Source organism: Planktotalea sp. (genome assembly GCF_965659345.1).
Lineage (GTDB): Bacteria > Pseudomonadota > Alphaproteobacteria > Rhodobacterales > Rhodobacteraceae > Planktotalea.
The window spans coordinates 32675-52657 of record NZ_CBFHVK010000019.1; the positions used below are offsets into that span (position 1 = coordinate 32675).

General features: G+C 52.7%; 20 protein-coding genes, 1 tRNA gene and 1 riboswitch. Of the genes, 10 read left to right on the top strand and 11 right to left on the bottom strand.

The window, feature by feature from the left end; translation table 11 throughout:
- Positions 1–75 precede the first annotated feature (75 nt).
- The 4 genes from smpB (at position 76) to ACTG3Z_RS14345 (ending at position 3128) form a co-directional block, all read left to right on the top strand.
- Positions 76–552, top strand: coding sequence for an SsrA-binding protein SmpB (gene smpB / locus ACTG3Z_RS14330; protein WP_439143742.1), 477 nt, complete (start codon positions 76–78; stop codon positions 550–552).
- A gap of 136 nt (positions 553–688) precedes the next feature.
- Positions 689–961, top strand: a complete 273-nt coding sequence (locus ACTG3Z_RS14335; RefSeq protein WP_439143743.1) for a hypothetical protein — start codon at positions 689–691, stop codon at positions 959–961.
- A 124-nt stretch (positions 962–1085) separates the two neighbouring features.
- Complete coding sequence (sseA, locus tag ACTG3Z_RS14340) at positions 1086–1943, top strand: 3-mercaptopyruvate sulfurtransferase (RefSeq protein WP_439143744.1); 858 nt, start codon at positions 1086–1088, stop codon at positions 1941–1943.
- On the top strand, positions 1944–3128 hold the full coding sequence (locus tag ACTG3Z_RS14345) for an aromatic amino acid transaminase (RefSeq protein ID WP_439143745.1): 1185 nt from the start codon (positions 1944–1946) through the stop codon (positions 3126–3128). It begins immediately after the preceding gene.
- An 82-nt stretch (positions 3129–3210) separates the two neighbouring features.
- On the opposite strand, the gene ACTG3Z_RS14350 is transcribed toward ACTG3Z_RS14345, so the two are convergent.
- The 3 genes from ACTG3Z_RS14350 to ACTG3Z_RS14360 form a co-directional block, all read right to left on the bottom strand.
- The gene (locus ACTG3Z_RS14350; protein WP_439143746.1) at positions 3211–3939 is read right to left on the bottom strand and encodes a metallophosphoesterase; all 729 of its coding nucleotides are present in this window, start codon (positions 3937–3939) and stop codon (positions 3211–3213) included.
- 66 nt (positions 3940–4005) lie between these two features.
- A complete protein-coding gene (serA, locus tag ACTG3Z_RS14355; RefSeq protein ID WP_439143747.1) occupies positions 4006–5601 on the bottom strand; it encodes a phosphoglycerate dehydrogenase in 1596 nt (531 codons plus the stop codon).
- Positions 5602–5652: 51 nt separating this feature from the next.
- Complete coding sequence (locus ACTG3Z_RS14360; RefSeq protein ID WP_439143748.1) at positions 5653–6795, bottom strand: phosphoserine transaminase; 1143 nt, start codon at positions 6793–6795, stop codon at positions 5653–5655.
- A gap of 154 nt (positions 6796–6949) precedes the next feature.
- Here ACTG3Z_RS14360 and serB point away from each other — a divergent pair, with 154 nt between their 5' ends.
- Positions 6950–7831, top strand: a complete 882-nt coding sequence (gene serB, locus ACTG3Z_RS14365) for a phosphoserine phosphatase SerB (protein ID WP_439143749.1) — start codon at positions 6950–6952, stop codon at positions 7829–7831.
- A 74-nt stretch (positions 7832–7905) separates the two neighbouring features.
- Here serB and aroC read toward each other — a convergent pair whose 3' ends face one another.
- Positions 7906–9009, bottom strand: coding sequence for a chorismate synthase (gene aroC, locus ACTG3Z_RS14370; protein ID WP_439143750.1), 1104 nt, complete (start codon positions 9007–9009; stop codon positions 7906–7908).
- Between the two features lie 88 nt (positions 9010–9097).
- Positions 9098–9198, top strand: a riboswitch (TPP riboswitch).
- Between the two features lie 45 nt (positions 9199–9243).
- Between aroC and thiB the strand changes: the two genes are divergently transcribed.
- From thiB to ACTG3Z_RS14385, 3 genes are read left to right on the top strand one after another with little or no spacing between them, the layout of a single operon-like run.
- Entirely contained in the window at positions 9244–10221 is a 978-nt protein-coding gene (gene thiB, locus ACTG3Z_RS14375) for a thiamine ABC transporter substrate binding subunit (protein ID WP_439143751.1), read from the top strand.
- Positions 10197–11756: a thiamine/thiamine pyrophosphate ABC transporter permease ThiP gene (locus tag ACTG3Z_RS14380; protein WP_439143752.1), complete on the top strand. Its 1560-nt coding sequence runs from the start codon at positions 10197–10199 to the stop codon at positions 11754–11756. Before thiB ends, ACTG3Z_RS14380 begins: the two co-directional genes overlap by 25 nt.
- Entirely contained in the window at positions 11749–12444 is a 696-nt protein-coding gene (locus tag ACTG3Z_RS14385; protein WP_439143753.1) for a thiamine ABC transporter ATP-binding protein, read from the top strand. Before ACTG3Z_RS14380 ends, ACTG3Z_RS14385 begins: the two co-directional genes overlap by 8 nt.
- A gap of 58 nt (positions 12445–12502) precedes the next feature.
- On the opposite strand, the gene ACTG3Z_RS14390 is transcribed toward ACTG3Z_RS14385, so the two are convergent.
- Genes ACTG3Z_RS14390 through petA form a run of 3 tightly spaced genes read right to left on the bottom strand, consistent with a single transcriptional unit; the run spans position 12503 to position 15217 of the window.
- Positions 12503–13300, bottom strand: a complete 798-nt coding sequence (locus ACTG3Z_RS14390) for a cytochrome c1 (RefSeq protein ID WP_439143754.1) — start codon at positions 13298–13300, stop codon at positions 12503–12505.
- 16 nt (positions 13301–13316) lie between these two features.
- The gene (petB, locus tag ACTG3Z_RS14395) at positions 13317–14642 is read right to left on the bottom strand and encodes a cytochrome b (RefSeq protein ID WP_439143755.1); all 1326 of its coding nucleotides are present in this window, start codon (positions 14640–14642) and stop codon (positions 13317–13319) included.
- 14 nt (positions 14643–14656) lie between these two features.
- Complete coding sequence (gene petA, locus ACTG3Z_RS14400) at positions 14657–15217, bottom strand: ubiquinol-cytochrome c reductase iron-sulfur subunit (protein WP_439143756.1); 561 nt, start codon at positions 15215–15217, stop codon at positions 14657–14659.
- Between the two features lie 255 nt (positions 15218–15472).
- On the opposite strand from petA, the gene ACTG3Z_RS14405 reads away from it, so the two are divergent.
- The gene (locus ACTG3Z_RS14405; protein ID WP_439143757.1) at positions 15473–16135 is read left to right on the top strand and encodes an outer membrane protein; all 663 of its coding nucleotides are present in this window, start codon (positions 15473–15475) and stop codon (positions 16133–16135) included.
- On the opposite strand, the gene ACTG3Z_RS14410 is transcribed toward ACTG3Z_RS14405, so the two are convergent.
- The 4 genes from ACTG3Z_RS14410 to dapF form a co-directional block, all read right to left on the bottom strand.
- Positions 16132–16743 (bottom strand): glutathione S-transferase, encoded by a 612-nt coding sequence (locus ACTG3Z_RS14410; protein WP_439143758.1) that lies wholly within the window; start codon positions 16741–16743, stop codon positions 16132–16134. The two genes, ACTG3Z_RS14405 and ACTG3Z_RS14410, sit on opposite strands and share 4 nt — an antisense overlap.
- A gap of 21 nt (positions 16744–16764) precedes the next feature.
- A complete protein-coding gene (locus tag ACTG3Z_RS14415) occupies positions 16765–17394 on the bottom strand; it encodes an FMN-binding negative transcriptional regulator (protein ID WP_439143761.1) in 630 nt (209 codons plus the stop codon).
- Positions 17395–17455: 61 nt separating this feature from the next.
- The gene (mtaB, locus tag ACTG3Z_RS14420; protein ID WP_439143759.1) at positions 17456–18709 is read right to left on the bottom strand and encodes a tRNA (N(6)-L-threonylcarbamoyladenosine(37)-C(2))-methylthiotransferase MtaB; all 1254 of its coding nucleotides are present in this window, start codon (positions 18707–18709) and stop codon (positions 17456–17458) included.
- Positions 18706–19527, bottom strand: coding sequence for a diaminopimelate epimerase (gene dapF, locus ACTG3Z_RS14425; protein ID WP_439143760.1), 822 nt, complete (start codon positions 19525–19527; stop codon positions 18706–18708). Before dapF ends, mtaB begins: the two co-directional genes overlap by 4 nt.
- A 106-nt stretch (positions 19528–19633) precedes the next feature.
- Between dapF and ACTG3Z_RS14430 the strand changes: the two genes are divergently transcribed.
- A tRNA-Lys gene (locus tag ACTG3Z_RS14430) sits at positions 19634–19709 on the top strand.
- Positions 19710–19983: the final 274 nt, after the last annotated feature.

Sequence of the window (19983 nt, forward strand, 5' to 3'; positions counted from 1 at the left end):
TTTCTCAAATGGTCTTGGAGCGCGCCACGTTAGCGCCTATGTAGGCCTTTCAGACTTCAGAAAGATACGCAGATCATGGCCAAGCCAAAGGACAACCCGAACTACAAGGTGATCGCCGAAAACCGGCGTGCACGGTATGATTATGCGATTCAAGACGACATTGAATGCGGGATCATTCTGCAAGGCTCCGAAGTGAAATCGCTGCGTGTGAACTCTGCCAATGTTGCGGAAAGCTATGCGGAAGTAAAAGATGGCGAGCTTTGGCTCGTTAATAGCTATATCGCGCCCTATGAAGCCGCCAAAACATGGGGCCATGAAGAGCGGCGGCGTCGCAAATTGCTGGCGTCCAAAAAAGAACTGGCGCGCATGTGGTCAGACACGCAGCGCAAAGGCATGACGCTGGTCCCGCTGGTTTTGTACTTCAACCACAAAGGTTTTGTGAAACTGAAGATCGGCATCGCCAAAGGGAAGCAGAATCACGACAAGCGTGCGAGCGATGCAAAACGCGATTGGGGGCGCCAGAAACAACGCCTGCTGCGTCATTCTGATTAAGACATAGGCATTTTGGGAATAGTTACACATCTTTCCCCGTGACGGCACTTTCAAAGCGCGCGTATAAATACCTGCGCGCACGGATTGGGCCAAAACGGCGCTGCATAGATAATTGGCCCAACGGGAAGGAATTACTATGGAACTTTTGATTGGTCTGCTTTCAGGCGCGGTAGCTGGTAACGTTGCTGGTGGCGTTCTCAAGAACCTCAACCAAGGTACGCTCATCAACTCGATCTCCGGTATTGTTGGCGGTGGCATTGGCGGTCAAGTGCTAGGCATGCTCGGCGCAGGCGGCGGCGCTGGTGGTTTGGATATCGCATCCATCCTAACACAGGTTGCTGGCGGTGGTATCGGCGGCGGTGCCGTGCTTGCGGTAGTCGGTGTTGTTAAAAACATGATGGCGAAGTAATTCGCACGCTAAGATGAGATAGCAGGCATCGCGGGCTCGCGGTGCCTACACCTACGACCTCTAACACTTGCCACTGCGCGCCCTCGCAAGTATGCAAGTTTGCAAGCAAAAGAGGGCAATTCACATGGCATCTGACGATCCGAAGACTTTGGTTTCCACCGAATGGCTTGCTGCGCACATGCGTGACCCCGATTTACGCATCATTGACGCATCCTGGTACATGCCATCAGAGGGTCGTGACGCCCGCGCCGAATACGACGCAGAGCATATTCCCGGCGCGCGTTTCTTTGACATCGACGAAATCAGTGATGCACGATCTAAGTTGGATCACATGGCGCCGACGCCAGAAAAGTTCATGTCGCGCATGCGCGCGATGGGCGTAGGCGACGGGCATCAGGTGGTGGTTTATGATGGGTCCGGCATCTTTTCCGCACCGCGTGTGTGGTGGCTATTCCGTTTGATGGGGCAAATGGATGTTGCGGTCCTTGATGGTGGTTTGGCCAAATGGCTCGCTGAAGGCCGCGAAACCGAAGATATGCCCCCTGTCATTCGCGACCGCCATATGATGGTGCGTTTCCAAAACCAGATGGTAAGAGATGCCACGCAGGTCGCAGCGGCTGCCAAACTGGGCGCGCCGCAAATTGTCGACGCACGCTCACCTGCGCGCTTTGCTGGGACAGAGCCTGAACCACGCGAAGGTATGCGGGTTGGTCATATTCCAGGGTCGCGCAACGTGTTTTTCAAAACCTTGCTCAACAATGACAACACAATGAAAGACCCAGCTGAACTGAAAGCTGTGTTTGAAGCGGCTGGGGTTGATTTGGAAAAACCTGTCATCACCTCATGTGGCTCGGGAGTGACTGCTTGTATTCTCGCACTCGCACTTGAACGGATTGGTAAGTCCGATCACGCTGTGTATGACGGGTCTTGGAATGAATGGGGCGCAGTGCCCACAATGCCGATTGAAACTGGAGACGCCTAAATGCTTGGCAACCTAAAGCCGCAACCCGCTGACAAGATCTTGGCCCTTGGTAAATTGTTCCGCGAAGATCCACGTACTGATAAAATTGATCTTGGAGTGGGCGTTTACAAGAACGCCGAAGGCCTGACGCCCGTCATGCGCGCTGTAAAAACAGCCGAGAAGCAGCTTTGGGAGTTGGAAAGTACCAAGTCCTATGTGAGCCTTGCGGGGGACCCTGCCTTTTCTGATGTGATGATAGATCTTGTACTCTCAGATGCAGTTGATCGCTCAACTGTTGCGGCAGCTGCAACACCCGGTGGCACAGGTGCCTGTCGTCAAGGGTTTGAATTGGTGAAAATGGCCAATCCGGGAGCGCGTGTTTTCGTCTCTAACCCTACGTGGCCGAACCACACATCAATCCTCAATTATCTTGGAATCGAACATGTGCCTTACCGCTATTTCGACCCTGAGACCCGAGGCGTTGATTTTGAAGGTATGCTGGAAGACCTCAAAGGTTTAAAAGCTGGCGATGTCGTCTTGCTACATGGTTGCTGTCACAATCCCACGGGCGCAAACCTGAACTTATCTCAATGGCAACTTGTTGTGGATGTGCTCAACGCGCGCGGTGCGATCCCGATGATCGACATTGCTTATCAAGGTTTTGGTGATGGCCTTGAAGAAGACGCTGCTGCGGCGCGTTTGGTTGCCGCATCAGTTCCAGAATGTTTAATCGCGGCAAGTTGTTCAAAGAATTTTGGCATCTACCGAGAGCGGACAGGATTGTTGATGGCGGTTTCTTCAGAACCATCAAGCCGCGGGTTGAACCAAGATACTTTGGCATTTTTGAACCGTCAGAATTTCTCATTCCCGCCAGATCATGGCGCGCGTTTGGTGACAATGGTTTTACAGGACCCTGACTTGCGGGCTGATTGGGCTTCAGAATTGGAAGAGGTGCGTCTTGGCATGCTTGGCTTGCGTGAACAGCTTGCCGGAGAATTGCAGCGCTTGAGTGGCTCTGACCGTTATGGATTTTTGGCGCAACACCGAGGAATGTTCTCACGAGTAGGGACGCCGCCGGACATGGTAGAGCGCCTGCGTGTCGAGCATGGCATCTATATGATTGGTGACAGCCGGATGAATATCGCAGGGCTTAATGCACGCTCTGTTCAGGTGTTGGCGAAGGCCATTATTGACGTGGGTGGTTAAAGCTATCGGATCGGCAATACCGATCCCGCCGACGAGGGGCTAGCCCCTCGAACTCCCCAGGATATTTGCTGAAAGAGGAAGATTAGGGCGTAAGTTTTTGGCGGCCTTTGTCTGACAGAGTATGGACTGTTGTGCCCTCAAAAACAGCCGTTGTCAGGGGTTTTCCATAGCCTGCGCCTGTGTCCAAATTCACATGATTGCCCGCATGTAGCGGCGCGGCGACGCGTGTATGACCGTGTACAATCAAAGCACCATGATCGCGCGTGTCGTTTGAGAATTCGTTTCTGATCCAAACCAAATCATCTTCGGTTTGATCGCTTAAAGCGACACCAGGACGAACGCCCGCATGCGCAAAGAAAAGCGGCCCGTGAAAAATCGAAATTTCACAGTCTTGCAAGAAACGAAGATGATGGTGCGGTACCGCTTTTTGTGCGTCAGCGTGAACGTTGAATAATCTGCGTGATGCACCCGCCTCGACCCCATAAGACGCCAGTGTCGTTGTACCACCAAGGCGCTCATGCAGCCAATGATAGCCGACGAGCAGAAAAGGATCATGGCGCGGGACAGGTTCCATGAACCACTCAAACATCCGGTCATGGTTACCTTTCAGGAAACGCCATGGCCTGCCCGCAGCTTTGCCTTGAACAAGACGTTCGATAACAGCGTTCGAATCTGCACCACGGTCTACGTAATCGCCCAAGAAGACGATCTGAGCGTCTTTTCCACCATCTGTTTCAATGAGCGAAAGAGCCTGTTCCAGCATCTCTAACTGGCCGTGAATATCGCCGATGGCGTAGATTGGCTGTGTCATGCGCTAAGGCCTAAAGCAGAAAGGCCGCCCTGAGAAGAGCGGCCTTTGTTTTCGTTGAATGCCAATTTAGGCAACATCAAATTCCAGCGGTTTGACCTGCTGGAACATGCCCGTCCCATCGAGCGTCTTCAGAACATCGGCAGGAATAGGGTTGTCGACGTAAAGCAGCGCAATCGCTTCGCCCCCCACATCCGAACGACCGAGCGTAAAGTTCGCGATGTTGACCCCGTTTTTGCCCATCGTGTTGCCCAAGAGGCCAATGATGCCTGGAACGTCTTCATTCGTGGTATAGAGCATATGCGCACCGATCTCTGCGTCGATGTTGATGCCTTTGATCTGAATAAAGCGTGGCTTGCCGTCACTAAAGACCGTGCCTGCTACAGAACGCTCGCGCTTGTCGGTGACAACAGTCACTTTCACATAACCATCAAATGTGCCGGATTTTTCTTGATTGGTCGTGCTGATCTGAATGCCACGCTCAGCCGCGATAACCGGCGCAGAAACCATGTTCACATCCGGGTTTACGCGCTTCATGATGCCCGCGATTGACGCGCAATTCAGGGCTTCAAGGTTCATCTGTGCGACACTGCCGTCATACAGAATGTTGATCGCTTTGATCGGCTCATCGGTCATTTGTCCGATGAAGGAACCAAGATGACCCGCAAGCGAAACCCATGGCCCCATGATTTTCGCTTCCTCAGCCGTTACAGATGGCATGTTCAATGCGTTTTCAACCGCGCCTGTGTTGAGGTAGTTCGACATCTGCTCTGCAACTTGCAACGCTACGTTTTCTTGCGCTTCGCTGGTTGCCGCGCCGAGGTGAGGGGTGCACACCACGTTAGGCAAGTTAAACAGCGGATTTTCCGTCGCCGGCTCTTGAGCAAACACGTCAAAGGCAGCACCCGCCACATGGCCGGATTTCAGCATATCTGCCAGCGCCTCTTCATCAACCAAACCACCGCGGGCACAATTGATGATGCGAACGCCCTTTTTTGTCTTCTCAAGGTTTTCTCGGCTCAAGATATTAGCCGTAGCTTCTGTAAACGGCACGTGCAGCGTGATGAAATCAGCGCGCTTTAGAAGCTCGTCCAGCTCGACTTTCTCGACGCCCATCTTTTTGGCTTTTTCTTCGCCAAGGAAGGGATCGTAGGCCACAACTTTCATTTTCAGGCCGCGCGCACGATCGCATACGATGCCACCGATGTTGCCCGCACCAATCACGCCAAGCGTTTTACCCGTAAGTTCGACCCCCATAAACTTGGACTTTTCCCATTTGCCCGCATGGGTGGATGCGCTGGCCTCCGGAATTTGGCGCGCAACGGAGAACATCATCGCAATCGCGTGTTCTGCCGTCGTGATCATGTTGCCGAAAGGTGTGTTCATGACAATCACACCTTTCTTGGAGGCCGCGACTTTATCGATGTTGTCGGTACCAATGCCCGCGCGGGCGATGACCTTTAGATTAGTGGCCGCATTAAGGATCTTTTCGGTGACTTTTGTTGCCGAGCGGATGGCGAGGCCGTCATACTGACCAATGACTTCAGCCAACTTATCTTTGTCTTTGCCAAGGTCTGGTTGGAAATCCACGTCGATGCCTGCATCACGGAAGATTTGAACAGCTGTTTCGCTGAGTTTGTCAGAAACGAGTACTTTGGGAGCCATCGGATTGGTCCTTTCGAATAGATGTAGCGAATTTTCTAGAAATTCGGAATGTTAGGCTGCTATGATTTCGGCTTCGAACGCGTATGAGAGCCATGGAAGCATTGCTTCGATGTCAGACGTCTCAACGGTCCCGCCGCACCAGATGCGCAAACCCGCAGGGGCATCACGGTATCCACCAATGTCGAGGGCGACATTTTCAGCCTCTAAGCGCTTCGCAATGGCTTTGGCAAACGCTGCACCATCCGCAATCCGCCCATCCGTAAACTTGAGACAGACCGATGTATTGGAACGTGTCGCAGGATCGACCGCTAGAAAATCAATCCAATCATGCGCAGTGACGAAATCAGTGATTGCTGCCGTATTCGCATCAGCACGCGCTATCAAGCCTTGCAGACCGCCTACAGAGCGGGCCCATTTGAGCGCTTGCAAGTAATCCTCAACAGCGAGCATGGAAGGTGTGTTGATCGTCGCACCAGAGAAGATGCCATCGATCAATTTACCGCCTTTGGTAAGGCGGAAAATCTTGGGCAGTGGCCAAGCGGGCGTGTAACTCTCAAGACGCTCAACAGCACGGGGGCTCAGGATAATCATGCCATGTGCCGCTTCGCCGCCGAGCACTTTTTGCCAAGAGAACGTCGTCACATCAAGCTTGTCCCAAGGAAGGTCCATAGCAAAGGCGGCGGAGGTCGCATCACAAAGTGTAAGACCAGAACGATCGCTTGGGATCACATCGCCATTGGCGAGACGAACACCAGAGGTCGTACCATTCCATGTGAAACAAACGTCATTGTTGAAATCGACAGTCTCGAAATCAACAATTTCACCGTACTCCGCAGTCTTAACAGTTGCATCCAGCTTGAGTTGCTTGACCGCATCTGTGACCCAGCCGGAACCAAAGCTTTCCCATGCGAGCATCTCAACATGGCGCTCACCAAGCAGGTTCCACATCGCCATTTCGTAAGCGCCTGTATCGGACGCAGGCACAATGCCGATTTTGTAATCCGCTGGCACGCCAAGAATTTCGCGCGTCTCTTCGATTGCCGCTTTAAGCTTATCTTTGCCAACAGCAGCACGGTGCGAACGGCCAAGAGCAGCGTCCGCGAGCGTGTCGAGCGTGAATGTGGGGGGTTTGGCACAGGGGCCAGACGAAAAACGCGGGTTTGCCGGCCGCGTAGCCGGTTGCTTAATAGCCATTGCTGGTATCCTCACAGATATATGCCCTTCGTTGGGGAAGGGTGTCCCACGGACGCTGATATGCGGGAGCACGGGGTAGCGCAACGACAAAAACGGGGCTATAGCGCCGCTTGATCAGATAAATACGGCATAACTTTAAGCGATTGGACAGGTCATGACACAGATTGCGACTTTAATCGGGGCGCGGGGCGCAGACTCAGTGACACTGGAATTGGTTGATTCGCTTCGAAATGCTTGGGGTGGCGGTGATGCCGTCTGGCTATCGCCTTTGACGGCCGCAGAATTTCCAATGGACAGCATGCCAGACAATCGCTGGGACGTTTGGAGCGATCTGCAGCGTCTTGGCGTTGACCTGATCGTTCAACAAGGTGCGGGTCGGCGCAAAAAGATGCTGCTTGCCGATATGGACAGCACAATGATCCAACAAGAATGCATAGATGAGCTTGCCGATGAAGCAGGTGTCGGTGCACGTGTTGCGGCAATTACTGCCGCTGCAATGAATGGTGAACTGGATTTCGACGGTGCATTGCGTGAGCGTGTGGGTTTGTTGAAGGGCTTGCCAGAAAGCGTGATCGCGGACGTTCTCGAAAAGCGGATCACATTGATGCCAGGCGGAGCTGAACTGCTCGCCACGATGAAAGCCCATGGCGCGTATGCGGCTTTGGTCTCTGGCGGCTTTACGGCGTTTACAGGAGCAATTGCCGCGAAACTCGGATTTGATGAGAATCGTGCGAATACACTACTTGAAAAAGATGGTTTTTTGACTGGTGAGGTCGGGATGCCCATCCTTGGAAAGCAGGCTAAGGTCGATGCCTTGGAAGAAATCACAGCGCGCTTGGGACTGTCAGAGCACGACGTTCTAGCAGTCGGTGACGGGGCCAATGATCTTGGCATGTTAAAACGCGCCGGTACGGGGGTTGCGTTGCATGCAAAACCATCTGTGGCTGCAGAGTGTGATGTTCGGGTGAATTTCGGTGATCTAACGGCCTTGCTATACTTACAGGGCTACTCACTGGATGAGTTTTCCAATTGCTAAAGCAAATGGACCGGTGCGAGAGAGCCAGCCCTCTCCCGCTCTCCAGAGGTATTTATAGAGAGAAGAAGAGTTCGTTAAGCTCCGATGACACCTTGGTTCTCTCCGATTTGGCCGCGATGGAGAAGTAGGTGATCAAGAATGACACAAGCCATCATCGCCTCACCAACAGGAACCGCGCGAATACCGACGCAGGGATCATGTCGTCCTTTGGTAATGATTTCAGTATTCTCGCCTGATTTTGTGATTGTTTGACGCGTTGTAAGAATCGAACTTGTTGGCTTGACGGCAAAGCGGATCACAATGTCCTGACCTGTTGAGATACCCCCAAGAATGCCGCCCGAATGGTTGGAGCTATAGCGCGGGCCATCATTGCCCATAGAGATTTCGTCAGCGTTTAGCTCACCTGTGAGCATTGCTGCTGACATGCCTTCGCCGATTTCAACACCTTTTACAGCGTTGATGCTCATCATTGCCGCGGCCAGATCGGTATCGAGTTTACCATAGATCGGCGCTCCAAGTCCCGCGGGGACCCCGCGCGCTGTGACTTCGATAATCGCGCCGACAGAACTTCCTGATTTTCGCAGACCATCAAGGTAGTCTGCCCATGTTTCAGCGGCTTTGGCATCTGGTGTCCAGAATGGATTTTGTTCAATCTGATCCCAATCAAAATTAGCGCGATCAATTTCATGCGCGCCCATACGCGTCATGTAACCCGTAATTTCGACCTGCGGCGCAAGTTTGGCAAGAGCTGCGCGTGCTAACCCGCCAGCAGCCACACGTGCCGCCGTTTCGCGCGCGGAGGAGCGGCCACCACCGCGATAGTCACGGTTTCCGTATTTCTGGTAGTATGTGATGTCAGCGTGGCCCGGGCGAAATTTCTCAATAATATCGCCGTAGTCTTTCGAGCGCTGGTCGGTGTTTTCGATCATCAACTGAACCGGTGTGCCGGTTGTTTTGCCCTCAAACGTGCCGGAGAGGATTTTAACGGCATCTGCTTCACGGCGCTGCGTCGTATATTTGGAGGTCCCCGGTTTACGCTTGTCGAGCCAGTGCTGGATCGCGCCTTCATCAATCGCAACATTCGGTGGACAGCCATCCACAGTCGCACCCAAAGCAGGCCCGTGGCTTTCACCCCAGGTGGTGACGCGGAAGAGATGACCGAATGTGTTTAGGCTCATGGAATAGCTCCTTTGCGCCCCTGTTACATAGGCCGCGCGCGGCTCTCAAGGGATTTCGCTGGACAAGTCCTTTAACGCATCCTACCAAAGGAGTACCTCGGGGGGCCAATCTGGCTGAGATATGCGTACGCATGACCCGTAGAACCTGAACCGGTTAGGACCGGCGGAGGGAAGGTCTGGAAACACTATCTCCAACCCTATCCGACCGTCCGCCTACATTTATTGGAGGATGCGATGAAGTATCTTGGATGTATCGCGGGTGTTTTTGCAGCAAGTATGGCTGCAGCAGAAACACCTGAATTGGTGGTTTACACCTACGACAGTTTTGTATCCGACTGGGGCCCCGGCCCTGCTGTCGAAAAGGCTTTTGAGGCTGAGTGCGGATGTGATTTGAAATTCGTCGGTGCTGGCGATGGCGCTGCTTTGCTTGCGCGCATCAAGCTTGAGGGCCCGCGCACGGAGGCAGACGTTGTACTTGGGCTGGATACCAACTTAACTGCCGCGGCCAACGCGACGGAACTGTTTGCACCGCACAGCGTGAGCGCACAGTATAGCCTACCGATTGAATGGAATGATCAAACGTTTGTACCCTACGATTGGGGATATTTCGCATTCGTTCATAAAACAGGCATCAACGCGCCAACAAGCTTGAAGGCATTGGGCGAAAGCGACCTGAAGATCGTTATTCAAGATCCTCGCTCATCGACCCCCGGTCTTGGTTTGCTTATGTGGGTCAAAGCGGCCTATGGCGATGAAGCCCCGATGATTTGGGACAGCCTGTCAGACAATATCGTGACTGTGACGAAGGGCTGGTCCGAAGCTTATGGCCTGTTTCTTGAGGGCGAAGCAGACATGGCGTTATCCTATACCACGTCCCCTGCCTATCACTTGATCGCTGAAGAGGACGCAGGTTTTGCCGCAGCAGCATTCGACGAAGGGCACTATTTGCAGGTCGAAGTCGCGGGCAAGTTGACTTCGTCGGATCAGCCGGAACTGGCAGATCAGTTCCTCGCATTTATGGTCAACGAAGAGTTCCAAACGATCATTCCAACCACGAACTGGATGTATCCGGCAGTCACGCCAGAAGCCGGCTTACCAGACGGGTTTGAGACGCTTGTGACGCCAACAAAATCGTTGCTGGTTCCAGCAGAAGATGCGCCAGACATTCGTGATGCAGCATTGGCTGAATGGCTTACCGCGCTCAGCAAATAAAACCTTTGATCAACCCATGGGTTGGGCTTGGGGCAGCGGCATTAGTGGCTGCCCTTATCCTTGGTACTTTGAGTGTCGTCGCAAGTTATGCGCCTGAGGCAGGGCAGCTTGGGCCAAGCGATTGGGCGGCAGTAAGGTTTACAGTCTCACAAGCATTGCTATCAGCAGCATTAAGTGTGCTTTTCGCGATTCCTGTCGCCAAGGCACTGAGCAGACGGCAGTTTTTAGGGCGCTCTTTATTAATTACTTTGCTTGGCGCACCCTTTCTACTACCGGTGATCGTTGCCGTTATGGGACTGCTTGCCGTATTCGGGCGATCAGGTTGGGTATCACAACTGCTAGAGGTTTTTGGCCTACCCGCAATTCCGATCTACGGATTTCATGGTGTGGTCATCGCCCATGTGTTTTTCAACCTTCCCCTTGCCACAAGGATCATCTTGCAAGGCTGGTCGAGCATTCCTGCCGAGCGCTTCCGCCTTGCTGCGCAGCTTGGGTTCTCTTCCCGCGATGTAGCGCGATACTTAGAATATCCGATGTTGAAACGCACTGTGCCCGGAGCGTTTGCCATCGTCTTTGCGATCTGTCTCTCAAGCTTTGCGGTTTCGCTCACCTTGGGTGGGGGACCGCGCGCCACCACCGTAGAACTTGCGATTTATCAGGCGTTTCGATTTGACTTCGACCTAAGCAAAGCAGCGATGTTGGCAAGTGTTCAGCTGGTCATGGCAGGAAGCGCTGCATTATTTGCGCTATGGGCGAGCCAAGGACAAGCGGGCTTTGGCAAAGGGTTGGATCGCGTTGTCCTACGGTGGGATGGCCAGACCCGTGTCGCGCAACTGGGCGACTTTATAGCAATCTTATGCGCAGCATTATTTTTACTGGTCCCGATGGGTGCCGTCGGCATTCGCGGCATCACGGCTCTTCCAGATCTTCCGCTGTCTGTTTGGAGTTCAAGCTGGATTTCTCTTAAAATTGCGTTCACATCGGCGGCCTTGGCTTTCTTGCTAAGCATATCTATTGCCCTTTCTGCTGTAAGATTTGCATGGGTCGAAAGTATCGGATTACTTGCGATTGCCGCTTCACCTTTAGTGATTGGCACGGGACTGTTTATCATGATTTTTCCCATCGCCTCACCGCAAGATTGGGGAACGGTTGTCACTGCTTGCGTCAACGCCGTTATGGCATTGCCCTTTGCCTTGAGGGTCTTAATCCCCGCTGTCCAAGACGTAATCGAAAGCTACGGGAAACTTTCACAGATTTTAGGTATGTCCCAATCAACAATGCTTAGGCTTATCGTCCTGCCACGTGTATGCGCACCGCTAGGGTTTGCCATCGGTTTGGCGGCGGCATTGTCGATGGGGGATCTTGGTGTAATTGCACTGTTTGCAAGCACAGAGGACGCAACTTTACCGCTACAAATATATCGACTGATGGGCGCATATCGCATGGATGATGCAGCGGGCGCAGCGCTCTTGTTGGCACTGTTGTCATTTGGTCTATTCTGGATCTGCGACATGTGGGGGCGCAAAAATGCTTGAGTTAAAGAATATCGAGTTGCGTCAAGGCACGTTTGCGCTGCACGCTTCGTTCAGCGTTGACCCTGCTGCGCGCGCCGCGGTGATTGGCCCGTCTGGCGCTGGTAAATCAACACTGCTCATGGCGCTTGCGGGGTTTTTGAAACCTGCCTCAGGGCAGCTGTCTTGGGACGGTGCAGATATTACGTCCACTGCTCCTAGTGCGCGGCCATTCTCGGTTTTGTTTCAAGACAATAATCTATTTCCCCATATGAGCGTCGCGCAGAATGTTGGGTTGGGGGTTCGGCCGTCTTTGCGCCTGTCCGCGAAAGACAAGACGCGTGTTCAAGAGGCACTCTTGTCGGTTGGGTTATTAGGCATGGACGAGCGTAAGCCAGCCGAACTTTCAGGTGGTCAGCAAAGCCGCGTCGCGCTCGCCAGAGTGTTGGTTCAGCGCAAACCAATGCTGTTGCTTGATGAACCATTTGCAGCGCTTGGCCCCGCCTTAAAAATTGAAATGCTCGATCTGGTGGCAGAACTCTGTGAAAAGCTTGGCGCTGGTCTTTTAATGGTGAGCCATGATCCTGAAGACGCAAGGCGCATCTGTGAAAATACCATTTTAGTCGCAGACGGGCTCGCTCATGCACCAACAGCCACGGATGATTTGCTGGATAACCCACCTGAGCCCCTGCGCGCATACTTGGGCAAATAAAAAACCCCTGTGAGATCACTCTCACAGGGGTTTCATTTTCACATTAAGGCGAAAGAGATCAGCTCTCTTTACGACCTTTTCCTTTGATTGGTGCCCAGATCCGCTTGTTCGTGAGATACAAGAGAACAGAAAGAACCGTCAGGAAGAACACGGATACGAAACCAGCCTGCTTACGTGCCATCATCTTTGGCTCCGCTGTCCACATCAAGAATGCAGAAACGTCTTCAGAGATGCTACGCAAGTCATTGGCGTGTCCGTCGTTGTAATCAACGTCTTCACCATAGAGCGGGGGGCCCATGGAAATCCAACCACCTGGGAACGCCGTATTTTCATACAGAGTTACGCCTGCTTCTTCTTTCTCTTCGCCAGTGTAGCCAAGGAGCAAGGATGCAATGTAGTCAGGGCCGCCCATACCTTTCAGCAACTGGTTGATACCTGTGCCGTAAGGACCATGAAAGCCCGCGCGCGCCTTAGCCATCATAGATAGGTCAGGTGCGCCTGCGCCGTTATTTTCAGGGAAGTGGTCAACCGGCGTAGCCGTGCGGAAATCCTCAATCGACTCATCGTAAACTTCGAAGTTTTCAGCGGCATACGCGCGAACCTGATCTTCGGGCAAGTGTGGGCCGCCCTCATCTGCAAGCGTGCGAAGGGGCACATACTTCAGGCCATGGCAAGCAGAACAAACTTCGGTGTAGACCTGAAGGCCACGCTGGAGCTGGTTCTGATCGAATTTACCGAATGGCCCATCGAAAGAGAAATCGATGTTTTCGATCTTTTGATCGCCGCCACCCGCCGCAAACGCGCCGGATGTGAGGGCCAGTGCAGCAATCGCTGCGATGCTGAGTTTCTTAAACATTGTCCTCAGTCCTTTCTTATTCAGCCGGTGTCGCGTCGGACTTGCCGTAGTGAGCAGCAAAGTCTTCTTCGATTGTGGCAGGCTGTGGCAATGGTTTCTCGATTACACCCAACAGTGGCAAGATCACTAGGAAGTAACCGAACCAGTAGGCAGAACCGATCAACGAGAGCGTCGCATATGGCTCTTCTGCTGGCATTGCACCTAGCCATGTGAGGAACACAAAGTCTGCTACCAAGATCCAGAACCACCACTTGAACATTGGGCGGTAACGACCGGAGCGCACAGACGATGTATCGAGCCAAGGTGCCAGCGCCATCACGATGATCGCACCGAACATCGCAAGAACACCGAAGAACTTCGCGTCGATGATACCACCTGAGATGAATTCAAAGAAGATTACGATCCAGACTTCAGATGTGAACGCGCGCAAGATTGCGTAGAATGGCAAGAAGTACCACTCAGGAACAATGTGTGCAGGCGTCGCCAGCGCGTTTGCTTCAATATAGTTATCTGGGTGACCCAAATAGTTCGGCATGAAGCCAACAATTGCGAAGAACACAGCCAAGATGACCGCAAGCGCGAACAAGTCTTTGATCACGAAGTAGGGCCAGAATGGAAGCGTGTCTTTCTCTGCGTCTGCTTTAGATGTGCGGCGAACTTCAACACCCGTTGGGTTGTTGTTGCCTGTCGTGTGGAACGCCCAGATGTGAACAATCACAAGTCCGGCAATCACAAACGGCAACAAGTAGTGCAACGAGAAGAAGCGGTTCAGCGTCGCGTTATCAACGGCAGGACCGCCGAGCAGCAACGTTTGAATTGCCTCACCCACGAATGGGATCGCACCGAACAGACCCGTGATAACGGTCGCACCCCAGAAGGACATCTGACCCCATGGAAGAACGTAGCCCATGAAACCTGCGCCCATCATCAGAACGAAGATCAGCATACCAATGATCCATGTGATTTCACGCGGGCTCTTGTATGAGCCGTAGTAAAGACCACGGAAAATGTGCGCGTAGACCGCAACAAAGAACAAAGATGCGCCGTTCTGGTGCAGATAGCGGATCATGTGACCGCCATTTACGTTGCGCATGATGTGTTCGACAGACGCGAACGCAAGATCAACATGCGGTGTGTAGTGCATTGCAAGGATAACGCCCGTGATGATTTGCATCGCGAGACAGAACGTCAAAATAATACCCCAGATCCACATCCAATTGAGGTTCTTTGGCGTTGGAATCATGATGGTGTCGTAGAGCAAGCCAATGACAGGCAGGCGCGAGTGCACCCACTTTGCGCCGTTTGACTGCGGCTCGTAATGGTCGTGAGGAATTCCAGACATGTGTATGCTCTCCCTTAACCGAGTTTAATTGTTGAGTCGTCTACAAAGGCGACTGGCGGAACCGGAAGGTTCGTCGGTGCAGGTCCTTTGCGGATACGGCCAGATGTGTCGTAGTGCGAACCGTGGCATGGGCAGAACCAACCATTGTAGTCGCCAGCGCCATCGCCAAGCGGAACGCAGCCTAGGTGTGTACACACGCCCATCATGACCAGCCATTCGCCTGTTTCATCCAGCGAACGGTTTTCATCGGAAGCGTCAACTTCACCAAGGTTGGTGTTACGCGCGTCTCCATCGATCAAAACAGCGAGGTCAACATCACGGGCTTCCGCAATCTCTGCCTCGGTGCGACGTCGAATGAAAACCGGCTTACCAAGCCATTTGACCGTCAATTGAGTTCCAGGCTCGATGCCCGATACGTCAACCTGAATTGAGGACAGCGCCCTCACATCAGCAGATGGGTTCATCTGGTTCACAAGCGGCCAAGCGGCTGCACCAACTGTCACTGCTCCAGCGCCCGCTGTTGCGTAGTAGAGGAAATCCCTACGGGTGCCTTCGTTTTCGTCTGCGTGGGACACGAGGTTCTCTCCATATCTGGGCCGCTGGTCGGTATGACATTGCGGCAAAAAACGCGTCGAGCCGCGAGGATTCGAAAAGGGAATCCCCGCGACCGGTTCGAGGGGTATCTAGCGCTACAAAGACAACTCGTCCAGCAAGCAAAGCATAGGAATGTAATTAGCGCCGATGTGTCGCGGTTGAGAGGGTCTTCAAACATCTATATGAGAAGATAAAGTTAAATATTTCGCTCAAAAATCGCCTTGTGAGGGTTTTCAATGCGCTTGATTCTATCGTTCTTCGCCAGCCTGACGGTTTTGTTGTCCCTCTCCGCCCCGGTAAGCGCACAAATCGAGCTGAGTTTTTACGGCGGCACACAAAGCTCCCCGCACAGCCGTGTCACTGGAAACTACCCCGGCACAGGGGCACCGTTTGACGCATTGATCGGTTGGGAAGGCAAAAGCTTCGCGCCACCCCCTTACTATGGGGCGCGTGTCATGTGGTGGCAGCGCTCTGATCTTGGCTTCGGCGCGGAGCTGACCCATGCGAAGACTTACGCCCCTGCTGCAGAGCGCAGCGCAATTGGCTTCAACCGCATGGAGTTTACTGACGGGCATAACATCATCACACTGAATATAATGAAACGCTGGAACGACCGTTTTGGCTCTTTCACACCCTACGTTGGTGCTGGACTTGGTCTCGCTCTGCCGCACGTGGATGTAACGTCCGCGAACGGTCATCAAACGCTGGGGTATCAACTGACTGGCCCAGCCGTGCGTCTCACTGCTGGTATGAAATATGATCTGACCAACAACTGGGCGCTTTTTGGTGAGTATCAATTCACCTATTCTTCCAACAAGGCCGAGTTGGTCGGAGGCGGATCATTGAACACCGACATCATCACCAATGCGATCAATGTCGGTGTCAGCTATAGCTTTTAAGACGCAGGCGGCATTGTCGCCAGCATAGATGCACGTTCGCTGAAACTTTCGAACCACGTTGCAAGCGCATCATTGCCCTTACGCCATTCACGGTGACCGTGGCGGAAATCAACATAGCCAAGCGCGCAAGCCACTGCGACTTGTCCCATATCAATCGGACCAGCAAGATGGCTCATCCATCGCGTGTTGAGCGCTGCACAAGCTTGGGCAATTTTCCCGTATTGAGCATCAACAAAAGTCTCCATCTGAAGCTCTTGCGGACGAAGACGTCCCTCATAAGTCATCAACAGCGCGGCATCCATGATCCCGTCGCCGGTGGCTTCTAAGGTTAAAGTCTCCCAGCGGCGTGTTCCGGAGGGGTACAGCTTGTCACCCTTGCGCGCGTCTAGGAACGCACAGATCACGCGGCTATCGTAAAGCGTTGCGCCGTCTGGGCGTTCTAACGCTGGAATCTTACCCATCGGGTTCTTTTGAATGATGTCAGCATTTGGTGCGAGGGGGGTGCCGGATCCTTCAACCAACTCAACATCGTCTAGCTGAGCTGTTTCATGCAGCAAAACTATAACTTTGCGCGCGTAGGGAGAGGCGGGACTATAGAAAAGCTTCATCTGAAACGTCCTTTTATGAATTCACTTTGAAGATGGCGGAGTTTCCATCCATTCTGCAAGAGCTGATGTGTCCGAACCCAAATTGTGCTCAGCCACATGTTTGGCTGCGCTTTTTCGAACCACATCAGGCTTGTTCTGACCAAGCTTCCATGTGCTCTGCATGTCTTCAATATGGAACCGAACAGGCACGATAGCGCGCATCATCTTTTCCATGACACGCTCACTCATTTTGTCAGACGTCCACGGTGCCTTGGGCAAAAGCTGACTCTCGAAATGTGATGATTGCCGGTCAAGCAACGCGTGCAAATGCTCTTGCGGCTGTAATTCTAATACTCCGATAAAATGCACGGCAACATAATTCCATGTCGGAACCTGATCTTTAACCTCGTACCAGTCTGGTGAAATATAGCTATCAGGGGCCGTAACCGCGAGCCGCGCGTTTTGCTTTGCCGTTGAAAGCGCACGCACAATCGGGTTAGAGCGGACCAAGTGTAAATCCGCATAACTCGCTGTGTCGTTTAACAAAAACGGAATATGTGCAAACAATGGAACAGGATCAGCGTTCATTGCGAGCGTGCCAAAGCTCCGCTCTCGTGCGAAGGCGAGACTATGTTGGGCGTCGGTTTTATGAAAAATCGGATTTGGATGCATGGGCGCAGAAAAAGTCTTCACGAAGACTTTTGCAATTCCTTTTTGTAAAAGAATTGTACCCCTACGCCGTAAGCTGAGTACCTGATTGGCCGTTTATCTGTGCCGTGACGATCTGACCTTCACGCTGATCAGTTTCAAACCGCACTTCTGTAAATTGTTCCGTGCGCCCCATCTTTGAGTTTTCCATCAAAATGTGATGCGTCTTTCCAACCTGCTGATCGAGATGCGCGCTCACTTGACGCTCTCCTGCGGCGCGAAGCTGCGAAGCACGTTCTTTGATAATCTTACCATTTACCGCAGGCATGCGCGCCGCGGGCGTGCCATTGCGCGGTGAATAGGGAAACACGTGCAACCATGTCAGATCACACTCTTCCACCAGCTTGAGGGAATTCTCGAACATCGCATCCGTTTCAGTCGGAAAGCCTGCAATAATATCTGCACCATAGGTCATATCCGGGCGCAAACGCTTGGCTTCCTCACAAAACGCGATAGCGTCGTCACGAAGATGGCGACGTTTCATACGCTTCAAGATCATATCATCCCCTGCCTGCAAACTGAGATGAAGATGTGGCATCAGACGTGGCTCCGTCGCAATCGCTTGCATCAAATTTTCGTCAACCTCGATAGAATCGATCGAGCTAATTCGAAGACGGGGTAAATCCGGAACAAGCTTGAGGATCCGCATTACCAAATCGCCCAACTTAGGCTCCGCTGGCAAATCAGCACCCCACGATGTCAAATCGACACCCGTTAGGACAACTTCATTGTAACCTTTTCCCAAAAGCCGTTTGATCTGCTCAACAACAACGCCTGCGGGCACAGAACGCGAATTTCCCCGCCCATAAGGAATGATACAAAACGTGCAACGGTGATCACACCCGTTCTGAACTTGCACATAGGCACGACTGCGCGTGCCAAAACCATCAATCAAATGCCCAGCGGTTTCGGTGACTGACATGATGTCGTCGACTTGCACTGCTTCAGTCTCGCCAATAAAATCAGCTGCGAGACCTGCCCATGTATCAGCATGCATTTTTTCAGTGTTTCCGATGACGGCATCGACTTCGGTCATAGCAGCAAATGTTTCTGGCTCTGTCTGTGCGGCACATCCTGTCACAATCAAACGTGCATCAGGGTTCTCACGGCGCAATTTTCGAATCTCTTGGCGCGCTTTGCGCACGGCTTCCGCGGTGACTGCGCATGTGTTCACAACCACCGCGTTCGAAAGCCCTGCGGCCCCCGACAGCTCCTTCATGGCTTCAGTTTCATATGCATTCAATCGACAGCCGAGCGTTGTGAACTTCGGCGCGCTCATCTTACGCCTCGCCATAGACCATCAAACACATGCGCCCATGCGCCTGTCATATGAACCCCGCTTGGCAAAATCTTGATCCCGATCTCGCCACCGTCAAGCACAAGCGTCGCCTGATGATCGATCAAACCACGACGCGACGCTGCGACGGCAACAGCACAAGACGATGAACCTGAAGCCAAGGTAATCCCGACACCGCGTTCCCAAACCCGCATACGAATCCGCTCAGGGCTGATCATCTGTGCAATCTGCACATTGGTACGCTCGGGGAACAAGGGGTGGTGTTCTATTGTTGGCCCCAAAGCCTCTAGGTCAATGGCCTCGATGTCTTGCACAAAGAAGGTGCAATGTGGATTTCCCATTCCCGTCGCGACTGGATTGCCTTCAATAGGGAGGCTCAAAGTATCAAGCTCTTCCGCCAAAGGTATCTCATCCCAGAGCACGAGCGGCTGGCCCATGTTCACTTCTATCTGGCCATAGCCTGCATCGGTCGCCCGCAAAATACCGCGTTCTGTTCGTATGCTCAGAGCGACCTCGCCAAGACGTGCCAACTCCCAGCCTGCGATACAGCGCGTTGCATTTCCACAGGCCCCTGCAATGCTGCCATCCGCGTTCCAGAATACCAGTTCAATATCCTCAGTCGGATGATTCCGAATGGCAACAAGCTGATCATAACCGACGCCACAATGACGATCAGCCATCGCAATCACCAACGCCTGCGTCACGACAGGCCCGCTCTCGCGCTCATCAAAGACGACAAAGTCGTTGCCTAGCCCATGCATCTTCATGAACGGCAGTTTATACGCTGCTTTCGCTACCATATCCGCGCATATAGAGACGCGCTTGAAATGAATCCAGACATTGTGTGCATTTACATGATTTTCGGGGTTGACCCGATGCTCTGCGCTTTCTAGATACGCGCTCAGTGGGCCGTTAGCTCAGTTGGTAGAGCAACTGACTTTTAATCAGTAGGTCGATGGTTCGAACCCATCACGGCTCACCACTTTTTCCCTAAATCTTTTAAAAAAATTTAGTTTTCCTGTTCAAAGCCTTTTTGCGCGGCTGAAAGTCTATCAGCCATTCTTGCTAGCAAAATATATTGCTTTGTAAATCCCACCTAGGCGAAGCCGGTCTTTTCTTCACCCTGCTACAGCATTCGTTCGAACCTGTTATGTCGTTTGTAGCGCCACGTCTCGTATCGAACCGTTTTATTGCGTGACTTGCGACCAAGAATGCAAGGTCTTGTGCCGGTGTAATCGCTGACCTTTGTTTCGCCG